At 60.9% G+C, this 16,737-nt stretch carries 17 protein-coding genes and 1 pseudogene; 6 read left to right on the forward strand and 12 right to left on the reverse strand.

Annotation, left to right across the window (positions count from 1 at the left end):
* Nucleotides 1–9: 9 nt before the first annotated feature.
* The 3 genes from HPY64_15555 to ffh form a co-directional block, all read right to left on the reverse strand.
* The gene (locus tag HPY64_15555) at nucleotides 10–237 is read right to left on the reverse strand and encodes a KH domain-containing protein (protein ID NPV68558.1); all 228 of its coding nucleotides are present in this window, start codon (nucleotides 235–237) and stop codon (nucleotides 10–12) included.
* Between the two features lie 119 nt (nucleotides 238–356).
* The gene (rpsP, locus tag HPY64_15560; GenBank protein ID NPV68559.1) at nucleotides 357–746 is read right to left on the reverse strand and encodes a 30S ribosomal protein S16; all 390 of its coding nucleotides are present in this window, start codon (nucleotides 744–746) and stop codon (nucleotides 357–359) included.
* Between the two features lie 36 nt (nucleotides 747–782).
* On the reverse strand, nucleotides 783–2,105 hold the full coding sequence (gene ffh, locus HPY64_15565) for a signal recognition particle protein (protein NPV68560.1): 1,323 nt from the start codon (nucleotides 2,103–2,105) through the stop codon (nucleotides 783–785).
* Between the two features lie 172 nt (nucleotides 2,106–2,277).
* On the opposite strand from ffh, the gene HPY64_15570 reads away from it, so the two are divergent.
* Nucleotides 2,278–3,243 (forward strand): LCP family protein, encoded by a 966-nt coding sequence (locus HPY64_15570; GenBank protein NPV68561.1) that lies wholly within the window; start codon nucleotides 2,278–2,280, stop codon nucleotides 3,241–3,243.
* A 4-nt stretch (nucleotides 3,244–3,247) separates the two neighbouring features.
* Here HPY64_15570 and HPY64_15575 read toward each other — a convergent pair whose 3' ends face one another.
* The 4 genes from HPY64_15575 to HPY64_15590 all read right to left on the reverse strand — a co-directional run bounded on the left by HPY64_15575 (nucleotide 3,248) and on the right by HPY64_15590 (nucleotide 7,187).
* On the reverse strand, nucleotides 3,248–3,667 hold the full coding sequence (locus HPY64_15575) for a hypothetical protein (protein ID NPV68562.1): 420 nt from the start codon (nucleotides 3,665–3,667) through the stop codon (nucleotides 3,248–3,250).
* A gap of 239 nt (nucleotides 3,668–3,906) precedes the next feature.
* A complete protein-coding gene (pckA, locus tag HPY64_15580) occupies nucleotides 3,907–5,550 on the reverse strand; it encodes a phosphoenolpyruvate carboxykinase (ATP) (GenBank protein NPV68563.1) in 1,644 nt (547 codons plus the stop codon).
* Nucleotides 5,551–5,562: 12 nt separating this feature from the next.
* Nucleotides 5,563–6,780 (reverse strand): pyridoxal phosphate-dependent aminotransferase, encoded by a 1,218-nt coding sequence (locus tag HPY64_15585; protein ID NPV68564.1) that lies wholly within the window; start codon nucleotides 6,778–6,780, stop codon nucleotides 5,563–5,565.
* Nucleotides 6,781–7,040: 260 nt separating this feature from the next.
* Entirely contained in the window at nucleotides 7,041–7,187 is a 147-nt protein-coding gene (locus HPY64_15590) for a pilus assembly protein (GenBank protein NPV68565.1), read from the reverse strand.
* Between the two features lie 810 nt (nucleotides 7,188–7,997).
* Here HPY64_15590 and HPY64_15595 point away from each other — a divergent pair.
* Nucleotides 7,998–8,165, forward strand: a pseudogene (locus HPY64_15595) (esterase).
* A gap of 70 nt (nucleotides 8,166–8,235) precedes the next feature.
* Nucleotides 8,236–9,351, forward strand: a complete 1,116-nt coding sequence (locus tag HPY64_15600) for a site-specific DNA-methyltransferase (GenBank protein ID NPV68566.1) — start codon at nucleotides 8,236–8,238, stop codon at nucleotides 9,349–9,351.
* Between the two features lie 31 nt (nucleotides 9,352–9,382).
* On the opposite strand, the gene HPY64_15605 is transcribed toward HPY64_15600, so the two are convergent.
* From HPY64_15605 to HPY64_15620, 4 genes are all read right to left on the reverse strand, one after another.
* Nucleotides 9,383–9,601 carry a thioredoxin family protein gene (locus HPY64_15605; protein NPV68567.1) on the reverse strand — a complete coding sequence of 73 codons (219 nt, stop codon included), beginning with the start codon at nucleotides 9,599–9,601 and terminating at the stop codon, nucleotides 9,383–9,385.
* A gap of 27 nt (nucleotides 9,602–9,628) precedes the next feature.
* On the reverse strand, nucleotides 9,629–9,820 hold the full coding sequence (locus tag HPY64_15610) for a hypothetical protein (GenBank protein ID NPV68568.1): 192 nt from the start codon (nucleotides 9,818–9,820) through the stop codon (nucleotides 9,629–9,631).
* Nucleotides 9,821–9,890: 70 nt separating this feature from the next.
* Nucleotides 9,891–10,682: an SDR family NAD(P)-dependent oxidoreductase gene (locus HPY64_15615; GenBank protein ID NPV68569.1), complete on the reverse strand. Its 792-nt coding sequence runs from the start codon at nucleotides 10,680–10,682 to the stop codon at nucleotides 9,891–9,893.
* Nucleotides 10,683–10,709: 27 nt separating this feature from the next.
* Nucleotides 10,710–11,990, reverse strand: a complete 1,281-nt coding sequence (locus HPY64_15620; GenBank protein ID NPV68570.1) for an imidazolonepropionase — start codon at nucleotides 11,988–11,990, stop codon at nucleotides 10,710–10,712.
* 161 nt (nucleotides 11,991–12,151) lie between these two features.
* On the opposite strand from HPY64_15620, the gene HPY64_15625 reads away from it, so the two are divergent.
* Complete coding sequence (locus HPY64_15625; GenBank protein NPV68571.1) at nucleotides 12,152–13,195, forward strand: hypothetical protein; 1,044 nt, start codon at nucleotides 12,152–12,154, stop codon at nucleotides 13,193–13,195.
* Nucleotides 13,196–13,298: 103 nt separating this feature from the next.
* Nucleotides 13,299–14,078 carry a GNAT family N-acetyltransferase gene (locus HPY64_15630; GenBank protein ID NPV68572.1) on the forward strand — a complete coding sequence of 260 codons (780 nt, stop codon included), beginning with the start codon at nucleotides 13,299–13,301 and terminating at the stop codon, nucleotides 14,076–14,078.
* Nucleotides 14,079–14,094: 16 nt separating this feature from the next.
* On the opposite strand, the gene HPY64_15635 is transcribed toward HPY64_15630, so the two are convergent.
* Nucleotides 14,095–14,841, reverse strand: coding sequence for a hypothetical protein (locus HPY64_15635; protein ID NPV68573.1), 747 nt, complete (start codon nucleotides 14,839–14,841; stop codon nucleotides 14,095–14,097).
* Nucleotides 14,842–15,097: 256 nt separating this feature from the next.
* On the opposite strand from HPY64_15635, the gene HPY64_15640 reads away from it, so the two are divergent.
* Entirely contained in the window at nucleotides 15,098–16,594 is a 1,497-nt protein-coding gene (locus HPY64_15640; protein ID NPV68574.1) for a leucyl aminopeptidase, read from the forward strand.
* Nucleotides 16,595–16,737 lie beyond the last annotated feature (143 nt).

A 16,737-nucleotide genomic window follows, 5' to 3' on the forward strand; every position in this document is an offset into this window, starting at 1 on the left:
CCACGGGAATCAGATGATTTCGAGGGTGACGCGCTTGCCCAGTTTGGCCGATTGCACGCGCAGGAGCAGGCGCAGCGCGTTCGCCACCCGGCCATTGCGACCGATGACGCGCCCCATATCTTCCGGAGCCACATGCAACTCCAGGACGACGGAATTCCCGGAGGTGGTTTCGGTGACAGTCACCTGGGAAGGATCGTCGACCAGCGATTTGGCTACGTATTCGATCAGCTCTTTCACAGCGGGTTTGCCTCCTGGCCGTTCACCGGCGCCGCTAACCAGCGCCGCCTACCAGCGCCCCCGCTGGGCGGGATCAGGCTGGGCAGGCGCGGTTACATTCCTGCGTGAATCGCCTGAATCTACTCTTCTGTTGCGGCGGGCGCAGCTTGCTTCTTGGGCTTGGCCGGACGGCTGGTCTTGGGGTTGACCTTGCCGCGGGCTGCTGCTGCCGCTTCGGCCTCGGCGACCAGCGTTTCCAGAGCTTCGCCTTTCTTCAGGCGGGCCAGGCGGTCCAGCGTGCCGAGGGTTTTCAGGATGTAAGCTACCGTGTCGCTGGGCTGCGCGCCCGTGTTGAGCCAGTAGAGGGCGCGATCTTCCTTGATTTCCATCGTTGCTGGCTCGGTACGCGGATTGTAGAAGCCGATGACTTCGATGTTGCGCCCATCACGCGGGCTGCGCGAATCGGCGACCACGATGCGGTAGCTGGGCTGGCCTTTGGAACCTACACGGCGTAGACGAATGCGAACCATAGTTGTGTGACTTGCTCCTTGGATAAGCGACTGCCCTCAGTTCAACAGACCGGGGAACCGCGGCAGCCGTCCTTTACCGATTTGCTGCATCAGGCGCTGCATCTGACGAAATTGTTTGAGCAGCGCGTTAATGTCCTGGACTTGCGTCCCGCTGCCAGCGGCGATACGCCGCTTGCGGCTGGCGTTGAGCACCCGTGGATTGCGGCGCTCCTGAGGGGTCATTGAGCGGATGATCGCCTCGATCTTGCGGAATTCCTGATCCGCCTTGGACATGTCCAGATCTTTGGTCAGCCGACTCATGCCCGGCAACATATCCAGAATCTGGCCGAGGGGGCCGATCCGCTTGACCTGCTGCATCTGTTGCAGGAAGTCTTCCAGCGTGAACTCATTGCGAAGCATCTTGCGTTGCAGGCGTTCAGCTTCGCGCTGGTCAAAAGCGGCCTCCGCTTTCTCGATCAGGCTGAGCACATCGCCCATGCCCAGGATACGCGAGGCCAGACGATCCGGGTAGAAGACCTCCAGGGCATCCAGTTTTTCGCCAGTGGCCAGGAACTTGATCGGCACGCCGGTAACAGCGCGCATAGAAATGGCTGCGCCACCGCGTGCATCGCCATCGACTTTGGTCAGGATCAGGCCGGTGATGTTCAGCCGGTTGTTAAAGCCTTCGGCGATGCGCACCGCTTCCTGGCCGGTCATGGCATCCGCCACCAGCAGGATTTCCGCCGGGTTGCTGAGGGCTTTGATCGCCTCCAGTTCGGCCATCATCTCCTCATCGATTTGCAGGCGGCCTGCGGTGTCCACGATGACGACTGTAGCGTTGGCCTCCCGTGCCTTTTGCAGGCCATGGCGGACGATCTCTGGCGGCGAGACTGTGATGCCTTCTTCCCAGTACGGGATATCGATCTGTTTGGCCAGTGTCACCAGCTGGTCAACCGCTGCCGGACGGTAGGTGTCAGCGGCGATCAGAAAGGGACGCTTCCCCTCGCGCCGAAGCATGAGGGCTAGCTTGGCGCCAGTGGTGGTTTTGCCGGAACCCTGTAACCCGACCAGCATGATCACCCGCGGGGAAGGGCCGCTGAGATTCAGGCGGCCAGCTTCGCCGAGGGTATCGATCAGCTCTTCATGAACAATCTTGATCACCTGCTGGGCGGGGTTCAGGTTGCGGGTGACCTCAGCGCCAACAGCGCGTTCTTTGACGCGCTTGATGAAATCCTTGGCGACCTTGAGGTTGACATCGGCTTCCAGCAGGGCCAGGCGAACTTCACGCATGGCCTTGTCGACATCATCCTCGCTGAGCCTGCCCTGCCGCCCCAGTTGATCGAAGATGTCCTGAAGTTTCTCAGTCAGGTTCTCAAACATGGCTGATATCCCTTGTGGGCACGGGGCGATTGTAGTGGATAGGCTGGCGTTCGTCAAGGATGGTGCGCGCCCCGCCGTCGTGGCGCCATGAACCCGGGCGTTGCGGGCGAAAAAGTGGGCTGGTCACTTTGTCGGAAACGTGGACAATAGAGCAGGTTTTAAGGAAGGTAACATGAGTATGCCAACGACTGTCAATGAGGACACCCGTCCCAATCCGGCTCTGGAGGCCGAGCCAAGCGCTGCTGCGCATCCGCGTCCAGCGGCAAGGCGAGGATGCCTGTGGTTATTGCTGGGCGGTGTGTTTATGGCGCTGCTGCCAGTCTTTCTGTCCGGTCTCTACATCTTGCTGTATCTGTTGTTTCCACCGCCTGCGCTGAACGTGCTGGTGCTGGGTCTGGACGCGCGCGCCGGGGAGGGGTTTGTCACCCGCACGGACAGCGTCATGGTGATGGGCGTACAGCCAGCGCGGCTTGATGTCAGTCTGCTGTCCATCCCGCGCGATCTGTTCATCGAAACGCCGGGCTACGGTTTGCAGCGGATCAATACAGTCAACGTCCTTGGTGAGCAGGATCAGCCAGGTAGTGGCGCGCGGCTGGCTGCCCAGGCGGTGGCCCAGAGTTTTCACATCCCGGTCGATCGCTACCTGCGCGTTAACTTCGACGGGTTCATTGCTCTGGTTGATGCGCTGGGCGGGATCGATGTTGAAGTGCCCTCTCTGCTGATTGATTACGCCTATCCCACCGACGATTTCGGCACAACGACCGTTCAATTTGAACCCGGCTGGCAGCATATGGACGGCTGGCAGGCCCTGGCTTACGCCCGGACCCGCCACGCCGATGATGATTACCGCCGCGCTGCCCGCCAGCAGCAGCTGATGGTGGCGCTGGCTCAGGCGGTAGTCAGGCCGGGAAACTGGCCACGTTTGCCGGCTGCTGCTGCCGCCTTCTTTCAATCGGTCGACACCGACCTGACCCCCCTGGATTTGCTGGCGCTGGCGCCAACGCTGGTGCTGGATGGCGCAGTCGGTTCGATTGACCGCCTGGTGATCGACCGGGACCTGATCCAGCGTTCACCGGAGGGCTACGCCATTCCCAATTACGCGGCCCTGGACGGCTGGCTCAGCACCAACCTGCGCTGACCGCTCATTGCAGTGTACTGAGCAGGCGTTCGTAGCAGCCATCCCACAGGTCAGATTCGCGGGTGAAGCGGGTGATCTTGATCTCAGCAAAGTGGGGCAGAAGCCTGACCATCAGTTCCGGCAGGCGATGCCAGGCTTCCTGGCGGATCAGCGCTTCAAGCTGGTCAGCGGTGTAAGAGACCCAGCCCCAGCGCTGGCGGAGTTGTTCTGCTTTCAGCCAGTAATCGCGTTTTTCCCAGACGGCAGCCGATTCGTCGATGCCCCGGTCAATCTCGCGCAGGCTGAGGATCAGGCAGGCCATCATGTCCTTGGCTTCAGCGTCGATGCTCTGCTTGGCGCTCAGGTGGCGCAGTAACTCGGCGCAGGAGCGCATCAGACGGTTACGCTCTTTACCGGTGCTGTCGGTATGGATGACGCGGCTCATGGTTTGTTCCTGTCGGTCGATACGGTTAAGCTCACACGGTATCACCTTACTAGGCAGGATCAGGGCTGTCAAGGCTGTTTTTCGTGGAATCATCGGGTGCGCCATCCGGCAGATGACTTTGGTGCAGCGCCTTGCAGGTGGAGCAGCCGCGCTCCACACAGGAAAGAACCGCCCACGCCAGGTTCATGGCGAGGCGCGGGCGGTAGTTGTTCTGTCAGATGTGTGACGTGTGCTGATGCCTACAGCCTGGGGCCAGCAGCGACGACTTCCGGCGGGACGCGGGGCAGGAACTTCTTGAAGTTTTCTACATACCGGGCGGCAAGCTGACGGTACCGCTGATCGTAATCCTGCTGGTTCGACCAGGCTCTGGCGGGGTAGAGCGCGTTTTCCGGCACGCCGGGGCATTGCCTGGGAACCTGGAAGCCAAAGACAGGATCAGTGTAGTACTCGACAGCGAGTAGATCGCCATTCAGCGCGGCGCTTAACAGCGCGCGGGTGTGGTGGATGCTGATCCGTTTGCCGACGCCATACGGTCCGCCGACCCAGCCAGTGTTGATCAGCCAGCAGTTCACACCGTAGCGCTCAATCTTGCGCCTGAGCAGATCGGCGTAGAACATGGGGTGGTGCACCATGAACGGCGCGCCGAAGCACGCGCTAAAAGTGATCTCCGGCTCTGCTCCAAGGCCGACTTCTGTGCCGGCGATCTTGGAGGTGTAACCGGAGATGAAGTGGTAAAGCGCCTGTTCCGTGGTCAGGCGGGCGATGGGGGGCATCACGCCCTGCGCGTCGCAGGTCAGCAGGATGATGTTTCTGGGGTGGCCGCCGCGCTTTTCCGGAATGGCGTTGCTGATGTAGTCCAGGGGGTAGGAAGCACGGGTGTTCTCCGTGATGGTGTCATCGTTGAGGTCGATGATGCGGGTCACCGGATCGTAGACCACGTTTTCCAGCACTGCGCCAAAACGATGAATCGCGCTGTAAATCTGCGGTTCGGCGGTAGCCGAAAGCTGGATCACCTTGGCATAGCAGCCATTTTCGAAGTTAAAGATGCCCTCGTCGTTCCAGCCGTGCTCATCATCGCCGATCAGGCCGCGGTGGGGGTCGGCAGAGAGGGTGGTCTTGCCGGTGCCAGACAGACCAAAGAACAGCGCAACATCATCCTTTGATGCGCCCTGGTTGGCTGAGCAATGCATGGTCATCACGCCGTCCAGTGGCAGGAGGTAGTTCATGACGGTGAAGATCGCCTTCTTAATCTCGCCGCCGTAACCCGAATCGCCGATGATGCAAAGTTGCTGGGCAAAGTTGATGGCGATGAAGGTGCTGGTGCGCGTACTATCGATCGACTCAAAGGCTTTGAAGGAGGGTACAACGATTACGGTGAATTCCGGAATGTGTTGCCGGTATTCCTCACGGTTGCGGGGAAGAATGAACATATTGCGCACAAAGAGGGAATGCCAGGCCAGTTCTGAAATAACGCGGATGGGCAGGCGATGAGCCGGATCGGCACCCGCGTAACAATCCTGCACGAAGACATCCCGGCCCTGCAGGTAACCCTGCAGGCGGCTAAACAGTTCATTGAATTTGTCCGGGTTCATCGGGCGGTTGTACTCACCCCACCAGATGTGTTCCTCCGTGCTGGGTTCGCGGACGATGTACTTGTCCTGGGCAGCACGGGCGGTATGCTTGCCGGAATTCACCACCAGCGGGCCGGTGCGGGCGATACGCGCTTCCCGCCGGAAGATTGCCTCTTCGTAGAGGGCTTCCGCCGGCAGATTCCAGTACACCGTATTCAGGTTGCCCAGGCCATGGTTGACCAGCCCGTAATCGCCCTTCAGTACGCCAGCCTCGTCCTGCGCCGGGGTCTTGATGTTCAGCAGGTTGTTCATCTCGGCAGTCCCCTACATCCAGTCACGGACCATCTTGCGGTCCCCGATATAAATCTCGTTGGGCGCGTTTGGATCGAGCGCCCAGCGCATACGCGCGATCCCCTCCGTCAGGTCCTTGACCGACCCGGAGAAGCTCAGTCGCAGGTAGCCTTCCATGCCGAAGGTACTGCCCGGCACCGTTACCACCAGGGCCTTCTTTAGCAGGAATTGCGCCAGCTCCAGTGAGTTGTTGCTGTAGGCCCGGAAGTCCGGCAGGCAATAGAACGTGCCCTGCGGGGGGACTGTCCGAACGCCGGTGAACATCCGCAACTCCTGCATGATCACATCGCGGTTGTTCTGGATGGTCAGGCGCAGGCTTTCAACCACGCTCTGGATGCCGGTCAGGGCGCCTTCCGCTGCCGCCTGGGAGATGATCGGCGGACAGGAGGTTGTTTGGGCCTGGATGTTGGTCATCACTTCAACCAGCGTGCGATTGGCGATTGTCCAGCCGATGCGCAGCCCGGTTAGCCCATAGAGTTTGGATACGCCGTTGATGACGATAATCTTGGAGGAGTCGACATCGCGCTGGGTGAACTGATAGATCGGCGGCGCCTGCCGACCATCAAAGACCAGCTTGTGGTAGATGTCATCGGAGAGCAGGTAAATATCGCGGCGTTCGCAGAAGTCCACGATTTCCGCCATGAACTCCGACGAGAAAACCAGGCCCGACGGGTTGTTGGGGCTGTTGACAATGATGGCTTTGGTGTAGGGGCTGACGGCGCGCTCAATATCGGCCATCCGCGGGTGGAAAGTGCCGTCTTCCGGTGTGACGATGACCGGCACACCGTAGCACATCTTGACGATTTCGGGGTAACTCACCCAGTAGGGGGCAAGGATGATCACCTCGTCCTGTGGGTTGAGGATGGACAACATCACGTTATAGATGGCGTGCTTGGCGCCGGTGGAGACAATCACGTTCTCCGGGGCGACCAGACGGTTGTAGTTTTCCTCGGTGTAGCGGATGATGGCTTTTTTGAGGGAAGGAGTGCCATCAGTCGGTGCGTACTTGATCTCGCCGCTCTTGAGCTGGGCTGCTGAAGACAGAATCGCCGTGATAGGGGCCTTGTTCTTTGGCTCGCCAATGCCCAGGTTGATGACCGGCTCACCCCGCTGGCGCAGGAGCCGCGCCTCTTCGTTCAGAGCAAGGGTTGGCGATGGCGCAATGGATCGGGCTAGCTGGCTAATACTCATTGAAGTGCTCACCTCCTGCAGGGCGAAAAGCGTTGGCGCCTCTGGTGTTGTGCTACAAACTGGTTGTTACACTTGAACAAATGCATAGCCGAATATTGTAGCAAGCTCTGGGTTTCCTGGCCTTAAGTTCAGAGCCTTTGATCCCCGCCCGAAAGTGCAACCGGACAAGCAGAAGGCCCACCCCAATGCGGGTGGGCCTCCAGGTAGCTGACTTCACTAAGGAAGCAACCCATAAAGGGTGCCTCCAGCGTGGGCAGGAATTACAGAGCGGCGACGATGTTGGAGAAGATGTTGCCGATGGCCGGGCCGAGCAGGGCCAGGATGACGATGACGACGATGGCGACCAGGACGAGAATGAGTGCGTACTCGACGAGACCCTGACCTTCTTCACGTGGCAGGTACAACATGGGAAAATACCTCCTGAAGATGATTAGATCGGATAACCCGTTACCAGGCTACTCGTAAGTTAACACAACTCCCCCGGAACGTCAACAGTGAGGCATTGTTTTTAGGAATAATTTACTACCCGGTGGCTGGCTGATTTGGTTTGATTCTTCATTTGGGGGTTCGTTTCAGTTTTTCTCTTATCTGTCATGGGTGACTCATCCATGTTAGAATCAGCCTGTGTCCGGGGGCATGGGTACCTGGCTGATTGGTGCAGGCTGTGTCCGGGGAAAGTGGAGATCGCAGCGAGCAGATACAGGTTTCTGTTTCTGGCGCTGATAGACTTTCATCCAGATGGTGGCAGGTTTTACCGGTGAGTGATCATGGGATATCGATCTTCCGGGCAGAGCGGCCCGCCGGCATGGCTGGTGATCCTGGTCGGGGCGGCGCTGGTCTTTGGGGGATATTTCATCTGGATTGGCGTGCGCAACTACATGCGCGGCACTTTTGCGGCGGTGACTCCGCTTACACCTGCCGCACAAACGCCGGTGGCAACCGGATTGCTGCCAACGGATTTACCGCGCTTCACGCCGGTTCCTACGCGAACGCCAGTACCACCCTGCCAGGAGTTCCGGGTGGTTGTGCCGGAGGCAATCGTACGCGAATGCGCCAGCACGCGCTGCGCTGTGGCCGGCACCCGGCGCGAAGGAGAGGTCATCTGTGTGCTGGAGCGCGACTACATGGCCAGTGACTGGTTCATTGTCGATCTGGATGACAGCCAGTTTTTTACGACTCTAGGCTATATGCACGAGAGTCTGTTGCAGCCCGTCAACCCAACACCGACCCCCTCGATCACCAGCACGCCTCTGCCAACGCTGACACCATTGCCATCTAATACACCGCTGCCGACACCGGCACCAAGCAATACGCCAGACCTGGCCACTCCTGCCACACCAACGCCGAGCTTCACCCCTTCGCCCACGCCGCCGTTGGTCAGCGGCTGAGGTAGATGATCGCCGGATAGTCCGCGTGGGGCTTGGCAATACAGGAGCAAGGAGAATAGCCGACTGCATGGGTGACGCTGGCCTGCCACTTGACCAGGTGCTTGAAGGGGACTGCATCGAGGTGCTTAACAGGCTCCCGGAGCGGTCGGTTGACCTGATCTTCGCCGATCCGCCGTACAACCTGCAGCTCCAGCGGGCGCTGTGGCGTCCCAACCTGACACAGGTTGACGCCGTAGACGATGACTGGGATCGCTTTGAGAGCTTTGCAGCGTATGACGCTTTTACCCACGACTGGTTGACAGCCTGCCGGCGTGTGCTCAAGGATACCGGTACGCTGTGGGTGATCGGCAGTTATCACAACATCTACCGGATTGGCACGATCCTCCTTGATCTGGGCTTCTGGATCCTGAATGACATTGTCTGGCTGAAGACCAACCCCATGCCTCAGTTCCGGGGAGTGCGCTTTGCCAATGCTCACGAAACCCTGTTGTGGGTGCAGAAGCATAAAGGCGCGCGTTATACGTTCAATTACCGGGCGATGAAAGCGCTTAATGGCGACCTGCAAATGCGCAGCGACTGGGCGCTGCCCATCTGCAGCGGCAAAGAACGCCTGAAGGTGGACGGCAGAAAAGCTCATGCTACACAGAAGCCTGAAGCGCTGCTCTACCGGGTGATCCTGGCCAGTTCGAATCCCGGCGATGTGGTGCTGGATCCGTTTTTTGGTACGGGGACAACTGGCGCAGTCGCCAAGCGGCTGGGCCGCCACTGGATCGGGATTGAGCGCGATCCGGATTATGTACGGCTGGCACGGGAACGGATCGCGGCCGTCGAGGCAGTGCGGGATTTGGAAGGTATCCTGGCCTCCCGGGAACGGCGTGCTTTACCGCGCGTGCCATTCGGCGCCCTTCTGGAGCATGGCCTGCTCACCCCGGGGCAGGAACTCTACTTCGATGGCCGGGCTGACCGGGCGGCGCTGGTGCTGGCCAGCGGCCATGTTCGCTGCGGCGAGTTGACTGGTTCGATCCACCAGGTTGCGCGGCATCTGGCAGGCGGCCCGTGCAATGGCTGGGAGCACTGGTATTATCGCCGGGCTGGCAGCGACGACCTGACCCCGATCAATGCCCTGCGGGATCAGTTGCGAACTATCAACAGCATCGAGGGTGAGGAACATAGCAGCACATAACCCGTGACGCTGCGTTTGCCGATCGCTGTACTCAGCCGCGGTTGGAGAGGGCAAGCGCGGCCTCGCGCAATGCGTCCCGGTTAGGAATGCCGCTGTGCTGTTGGATCAGATTACCCTGTCCATCGAACAGCAAAAAGACCGGCACAGCACGCACACCATAGCGCCGGGCAAGCTCACGCCCCGGCCCATTCAGAATATCCAGCCGCAACACTTCCACTTTTCCGCGCAGGTCGGCTTCTAGCCCATCCACGATAGGCTTGGCGATCAGGCACTGCGTTCAAAGATTGGAATAGAGTTCCACGATCACCGGCTGACCGGCGGAAATTCGTGCCTCCAGAGCATCGATAGTCTCAATGGGCGAAGGGCGTGTGCCCAGGACAAGCTGGGCCAGGCCGAACAGGATCAGCAGGGCCAGCAGGAAGGCCAGATTAGGGTGACGGTGAATGAATCGGCGCAGACGAGCCAGCATATATCAGTCTTTCGTGTAGTGAGATAAAACAGGTATCCTGTAAAGTTGGATGCTACCTGGTAGCCGGATGTTACATCTGGTGCAGCCAGCGGCGGAAGCGGCGCAATTCAATCGCCTGCTCCAGGCGCCGGGTCAATGGAAACAGGCGGTCCGCCAGCAGCAGTGCCATAAACAGACGGGATGGGTGTACAGCCTGTTGATCGCGCTCGATCCCGCGCAGGATGCACCGGGCGACGTGTTCGGCGTTCTGGGTAGGCCAGGGGTAGGGCGCGTCTTTGCCGCGGGCTGAACGGTGGAAAAAGCCAGTTCGGGTGCCAATCGGATACACCAGCAGCAACCGCGCCGGATCGTCCAGTTCCAGCCGGTAGCCTTCGGCGAAGCGATCCAGCGCTGCTTTGGTGGCGCTGTAGATGGCATATCCCGGTATAGCCAGGCGAGCCATTGCTGAGGCCACCATGACGACTTTATACGGACGGTCGCGGTTAATCTCCCTCATGCGGACAGCGGCATAGATCGGCCCCAGGGTATTGACTTCAAAGATGCGCGCCAGCCGATCCCATTCCGCCTGTTCCAGCTTTTCATAGTAGGCGAAGCCTGCACAGGCGATCAGGAGATCAATGCCCCCCAGCGCTGACAGGGCCAGGTCAAAGAGCGCATCGATATCCTGCGCGTTTCCCATGTCACCGACGTACGGGATCACTTCTGCCTGGCCGCCTGCTGCCCGGATGGCGTCCTCCAGACGGTCAGGCTGGATATCGACGGCGATAACCCGGCAGGGGTGATCTACCAGCAAACCCAGCAAGGCGCGGCCTATGCCGGAGGCAGCGCCAGTGAGGATGATCTGGCTCTGGTCAATCTGCAAGGTATCTAGCCCTTTCCGTAGAGTCGCTCAGCGCGGCGCGGTGTAGACAGGCCGTCCAGCGACGATCACCTGCTCGACTAGGTTGACGCCAAAGTGGTAGCCCAGTTCGCGGTAGTCGCCGGTGCGCCAGATTACCACATCGGCGGCGCGGCCCGATTCCAGACTCCCGAGCTGGTCGCCCAGCGCCAGCGCCCACGCCGCATTGAGCGTGCAGGCCACGAGCGCCTGGGCCTGGGTCAGGCGCTGATAGCGGGTAGCCAGCGCCAGGACAAACTGCAGGTTCTCCGTCCAGGCCGGACCGGGATTACAGTCGGTCGCCAGGGCGAGGATCGCACCCGCGTCGAGCAGCTTTTTCACTGGCGGGTAGTGACTGCTGCCCAGCCCGAAAGGCGTGGTGGGCAGGGCAACGGCGACGGTCTGGCTGGCACCGAGTAGCGCGATCTCCTCATCGGGAGTGACGTCAAGATGATCGAGGGAGGTTACCCCCAGCTCAACACCGAGGCGCGTCCCGCCCAGCGCCACGAACTCATCGACATGGATCTTCAGCTTCAAACCGGCTTTGAGAGCGGCTTCCAGAATGCAGCGCGTTTGCTCAAGCGTGAAAGCGCCTTCCTCGCAGAAGACATCGCAGAACATCACGCCCGGCCAGTGCTCTGCCTTCCAGGCGGCAACAGCCGGCAACATTTCCTTTATTACCAGGTCAACGTAGGCGTCAGACTGGCCGGTGTATTCCGGCGGCACTGCGTGCGCGCCCAGAAAAGTCGGGATGACGCGGATCGGATGTTCCGCGTCCAGCAGGGCGATGGCACTGAGCATCTTGATCTCCTCAGCGGTGCTCAGACCATAGCCCGTCTTGATCTCTACAGTGGTTGTGCCGTGTTGGAGGGCCAGATCAAGGCGTTGCAGGCCGGTAGTCACCAGTTCATCCAGGCTAGCCTGACGGGTAGCCTGGACCGTCCGGTTGATCCCGCCTCCCTCCGCCATGATCTGCTGGTACGTCGCGCCCCTGATACGCCGTTCGAACTCCTCAGCCCGGTCCCCGGCCCAGACCAGATGGGTGTGCGGATCAACCAGGCCGGGCGTTACCAGCCGCCCGCCAGCATCGATGACGTCGTCGGCGCTATAGGTGGCGGTGATCGATTCGGTCAGGCCAACGGCCTGCACAAGGCCATCTTGGATGGCCAGAGCGCCATCTTCGATCAGCCCCAGATCACCCAGGGCATGCCCGCGCTGTGGGCCGTTGTTATGGGGCGGGATGGTGCACAACTGTCGCGCATGGGTGATCAGCAGATCGACGTGCTGGCGCATACCTGTCTCCCCCTGTCCGGGTGCTCTGGAGAACCGCAAGATCAGCGTTTGGGTTGATTTTAGCGCAGTTTGTCTGCAGAATGGCCTTACAGCGCAACCGGTGAACCGCTGTGCAAACGTTGCTGAAACGAAGCTCACCGGGGGAAAGGCATTGTTGACCGATGAAAGGGATATCTGGCCGGGTCACGCGGGGCTTGCTGGTGATACTGCTGATGAGCCTGGCCATACCTGTCGCTGCCCAGGGCGGGGAAAGGTTGCCGCTGACGGCCCACCTGACTGGTTTCCGTCACGAGTATCAGGGCTGGAACAATTGCGGTCCGGCAACGCTGACGATGGCCCTGAGCTACTACGGCTGGGCCAACGATCAGATCGTGGCTGCCCGGTGGCTCAAACCTGACCCTGAAGATAAGAATGTCAGCGCGGACCAGATGGCCGCGTTTGTCAACCAGTTCACGCCTGTTCGAGCGCTGGTGCGCTATGCCGGGGACCTGGATCGGCTGCGGCAGCTGGTCAACGCAGGTTACCCGGTTGTGGTGGCGGCAGGTTTTGAGCCGGGCGATGAGGACTGGATGGGGCACTATCTCCTTGTGGCGGGCTACGACGATCTCGCCGGGACGATTCTCAGCCAGGATTCCTACCTGGGGCCGGATACAATCTACCGGCAGGATGATTTCGACCGCTACTGGCGGCATTTCAACCGGGTGTACATTGTGCTCTACCCGCCGGAAGAGGAAGCTGCGGTGCTGGCGCTGCTTGGCGATGACGCCGATGTACAGTCGAATTTCGAGCGTGCGCTGGCTGTTGCCCGGCAGGAGGCCGCCGCCAGCAGCGATGATCCGTTTGCCTGGTTCAACCTGGGAACAAGCTATGTTCTACTGGGGCAATACGAACAGGCTGCGCTGGCCTTCGACCGGGCGCGGACGACGGGCCAGGGATTGCCCTGGCGGATGCTGTGGTATCAGTTCGGCCCATTTGAAGCCTACTACAGGGCAGGACGCTACTATGATATGCTTGACCTGGTGCGCTTCAACCTGGCAACCACGCCGGAAGGCGAACATGCCATTGAGGAAACGTATTACTATGCCGGGCTGGCCAGAGCCGCGCTCGGCGAGACTGAGCGTGCTATTCTCAATTTGCGCCAGGCGCTCCTGATCAACCCGAACTTTGTTCCGGCTGCCGAAGCCCTGGCAACTCTGGAACCATAGGTTGCTGTTGCCAATGTTGTTCAGCAGGTCTATCGTACCGCGTCTGGTATCCGTAGATGCCAGGCACAGCGTGTTACCGCTATTGGCGGATACGCAATTTGTCATGACGCACCTTGACTGGCGGACGCCGGAGGAATGGCTGGCCGATCCTGCCATCACTGTCTGCGCTGGATATGACGGCAGAGAGGCGGTCGCTGTCATGGCAACCAGCGTTCCGGAAGAAGGGGTGTGCTGGCTGCGCGTGCTGGCAGTGGGCAGGGGCATCAGCCTGGGCCGGGCGACCCGCCAGCTCTGGTCATGTCTGGCTTCACATTTGCGGGCTGAGGGTGTCCGCGAGGTCTACGTTATTGTTCTGGCGGAGTGGGCGCATTATCCCCTGCTGGAGGCCGGCTTTCGCCGGGTTGAGGATGTCATTCTGCTGGAGCGTGCGCCGGATGCGCCGTTACCTCCTCAGGCTCCACGACCGGACGCGCTGTGCATGATCCCGGTCAATGATGGATTGCTGGGGATGGTGAAGGCCGTCGACCGGGCTACATTTGCGCCCTGCTGGCGATTAGACACTGGCGACTTGCAGGTGGCCAGCAGGCAGGCGGCAGTCTTTCTGCTGGCCGAGGTAGCCGGGAGACCGGCCGGTTACGCCCTGGTCACCGCCATAGACGGCGAAGCTCATCTGGCACGGCTGGCCACTGCCCCCGTTTTTCAGCGTTGCGGAGTCGCCACTGCCCTGCTGCATGAGGCAGTTCCGGTTCTGAGGGCGGCAGGGTTGCCCCTGACAACGGTTAATACCCAGCGCAGCAACCAGGCATCCCGGCAGCTATACGCTCGCTGGGGATTCAGGGAGACGGGTTTCTGGCTGCCTGTGCTGGCGGCTTCACCGGGGTGATGGCCTGCTCGCCAGATCAGCTTTCCGCGGGCGGGGCAGGGTTGTCCGCGGTGGAAGGCGGCTGAGCACCTGCGGGCAGTGTAGCATCTCCACTCGCGGCGATGGCGCCTTTGTCCGGCTGGGAATTCTGATCGCTCGATGACACTGGTGGGGATGTGGCCGGAGCGGCAGCAGGACGGGCATCCTCGTCGGGGATGGGCAGCGGATCGGCGACAAAGTCATACAAGGGATTGCGAAACGCCGGGGAGACGCTCCTGGAATCGCCCTGGCCTACCGGCGCCGCCTGTTCCGCCGGCGTGATAACGGCGGTGGAGGACATGGCGGCAGGCGCAGGCGTTGCGGTGGATGAAGACGGCGGAGCAAGGATCGTTAAGGTAGTTGCTGGCGTTGCCGCGAGGGCTGGCGGCGCTTCCGTGCTGACCGGTGGGGCCGGCTGTGGAGTCACGGCGGGAGTGGTAAGTGCGGTCATCTGCGCCTCAAGGCGGCTGCGCAGCACCTCCAGGTCCGCCGGAGCCGGGTTAAGATCGCTGAGGCGCTCCAGCGCCCTGGCGGCGCGATCCCAGGCGTTGCGGGCCAGAGCGACTTCGACGACGGCGCGCCAGTAGGCGGCTGGCCGGGTTCTCTCCAGCCGGGTGAGCACCTGTTCCACATCGCGATAGGAGGGATACTCCGCCGCAATGGTCAACAGATGGTGGGCGGCGTCCTCCCAGTTGCCGTGGCGCAGGGCAACGATAGCAGTCCGGTAACGTCTTTCAGGAAGCATGAGCGTTTTCTTGCTGTTCTGGCCGCCGGTCGTAACACCTGTCATTGTACTGCAACGGCGTGTTGTGTGCAGGCCAGACGAGGCAGGGGCGCTGGCTGGTGCGGTTGCCGCCGGATAATCGTCGTCAAGTGAACGGGGGTCCGGGCACGCCGATGCCTTGAAAATAGCTCCGTTTTGCGTGACACTTGGCAACGTCTGGCTGAAGCGCGGTAGCCTATCCGCCACTGCGCATACTTGCAAGATCGAGAGGTTTGCCATGGATATTCGGGTGCTGACCGGGGCGATCCAGGAATCCGATGCTGAGGCGGTGGTGATTAGCCTGTTTGAGGGCGTAACCGCCCCGGAGGGGGCTGCACGTCTGGTTGATGAGGCGCTGAACGGTGCAGTGAGTGATTTGCTCGGTGCTGGCGATTTTACCGGAGCCAGCGGGCAGGTAGTGGTACTCTACCCGCGGGGGGCTTTGCCCGCCCGCCGGGTGATGCTGGTGGGACTGGGCAAGCAGTCCGAATTGAACGTTGAAGCTGTACGCCATGCCGCTGCACATGCTGCCCTGAAGGCCCGCGATCTCAAGGTCAAACGGCTGGCGACCATCCTGCATGGCGCGGGGCAAGAGGGACTTTCCGCAGCGGCAGCGGCCTATGCGGTGGTGGAAGGCACGCGGCTGGCGTTGTACCGCTATCAGGCTCCTCGTCAGGGTGAGAGTCTTCCGGAGGTTGAGGCGCTCGAACTGCTGGCAGGAGAGGGGGAAGCGGCGGCAGTGCAGCAGGCCGTTGAACAGGCTGAGGCGGTGGTAGCCGGGGTAACGCTGGCCCGCGATCTGGTGAACCTGCCGCCCAACATCTGCACACCGTCTTACCTGGCTGAGGCGGCGACTGCGGCTGCGGATGCTGTCGGCCTGAGGGTGCAGGTGCTGGAACGCGGGCAGATGCAGGCGCTGGGGATGAACGCGCTGCTGGCGGTGGCCCAGGGGTCAGAAACACCGCCGCGCTTCATTATCTTGGAGCACAATGCTACACGGGCAGGTGAGCTGCCGTCTATTGTTCTGGTGGGCAAAGGCATCACGTTCGACACCGGCGGCTACAACCTGAAGCCCACGGAGAGCATGGCTACCATGAAAACGGATATGGCCGGCGGGGCCGCCGTGATCGGGGCGTTACGGGCCATCGGGGCGCTCAAAGTGCCGCTGCACGTGGTCGGGCTGGTTCCTGCCGCCGACAACATGATCAGCGGACACGCTTACCGGCCACAGGAGGTGATCCGGGCCAGCAACGGGGTGACGATCGAGATCAGCAACACTGACGCGGAAGGGCGCATGTTGCTGGCCGATGCGCTGGTGTTTGCTGCCCGCTTCAAGCCTTCAGCGGTTGTGGATATCGCCACCCTGACCGGGGCCTGTGTGGTGGCGCTGGGGGCGGTGGCTGCCGGGCTTTTCAGCACCAGCGACGCACTGCGTGATGTATTGCTGGCGGCAGCCGAGGCCACCAATGAGAAGCTGTGGCCGTTACCGCTCTATCCTGAGTACGAGAAAGCGATTGAGTCCAAAGTGGCGGATATTCAAAACACGGGCGGACGCACCAGCGGGGTAGGCGCTTCCGCGACCTTTCTCAAGCATTTCGTCAGCTATCCGGCCTGGGCACACATCGACATGGCCGGGCTGGCCGCCAACGCCAAGGATAACCCATACATCCCTGAGGGGGCGACGGGCTATGGCGTGCGCCTGCTGACGGAATTTGTGCGTCGCTGGACGGCGTAGGGGGCAGAAATCGAGCACCTGTCAAATCAAAAGATAATGTTACCGAGCGGAGACGGTTCGTTCATTTGATAATGTTACCGGGCTGTCCTCTCCTTTCTGGGAGTGTTGGGGAGCGAAAAGGGTCAAGTAGACGTTCTGGGTAT

The organism is Anaerolineae bacterium (genome assembly GCA_013178165.1).
Lineage (GTDB): Bacteria > Chloroflexota > Anaerolineae > Aggregatilineales > Ch27 > Ch27.

Coding starts and splice junctions, on each gene's coding strand:
- HPY64_15590 (NPV68565.1), bottom strand. CDS start 7,187: ATGTTGTACCTGCCACGTGAAGAAGGTCAGGGTCTCGTCGAGTACGCA.
- HPY64_15620 (NPV68570.1), bottom strand. CDS start 11,990: ATGCGCCAGCACGTCGATCTGCTGATCACCCATGCGCGACAGTTGTGC.
- HPY64_15600 (NPV68566.1), top strand. CDS start 8,236: ATGGGTGACGCTGGCCTGCCACTTGACCAGGTGCTTGAAGGGGACTGC.
- HPY64_15640 (NPV68574.1), top strand. CDS start 15,098: ATGGATATTCGGGTGCTGACCGGGGCGATCCAGGAATCCGATGCTGAG.
- HPY64_15610 (NPV68568.1), bottom strand. CDS start 9,820: ATGCTGGCTCGTCTGCGCCGATTCATTCACCGTCACCCTAATCTGGCC.
- rpsP (NPV68559.1), bottom strand. CDS start 746: ATGGTTCGCATTCGTCTACGCCGTGTAGGTTCCAAAGGCCAGCCCAGC.
- pckA (NPV68563.1), bottom strand. CDS start 5,550: ATGAACAACCTGCTGAACATCAAGACCCCGGCGCAGGACGAGGCTGGC.
- HPY64_15570 (NPV68561.1), top strand. CDS start 2,278: ATGAGTATGCCAACGACTGTCAATGAGGACACCCGTCCCAATCCGGCT.
- ffh (NPV68560.1), bottom strand. CDS start 2,105: ATGTTTGAGAACCTGACTGAGAAACTTCAGGACATCTTCGATCAACTG.
- HPY64_15625 (NPV68571.1), top strand. CDS start 12,152: ATGAAAGGGATATCTGGCCGGGTCACGCGGGGCTTGCTGGTGATACTG.
- HPY64_15635 (NPV68573.1), bottom strand. CDS start 14,841: ATGCTTCCTGAAAGACGTTACCGGACTGCTATCGTTGCCCTGCGCCAC.
- HPY64_15585 (NPV68564.1), bottom strand. CDS start 6,780: ATGAGTATTAGCCAGCTAGCCCGATCCATTGCGCCATCGCCAACCCTT.
- HPY64_15575 (NPV68562.1), bottom strand. CDS start 3,667: ATGAGCCGCGTCATCCATACCGACAGCACCGGTAAAGAGCGTAACCGT.
- HPY64_15630 (NPV68572.1), top strand. CDS start 13,299: ATGACGCACCTTGACTGGCGGACGCCGGAGGAATGGCTGGCCGATCCT.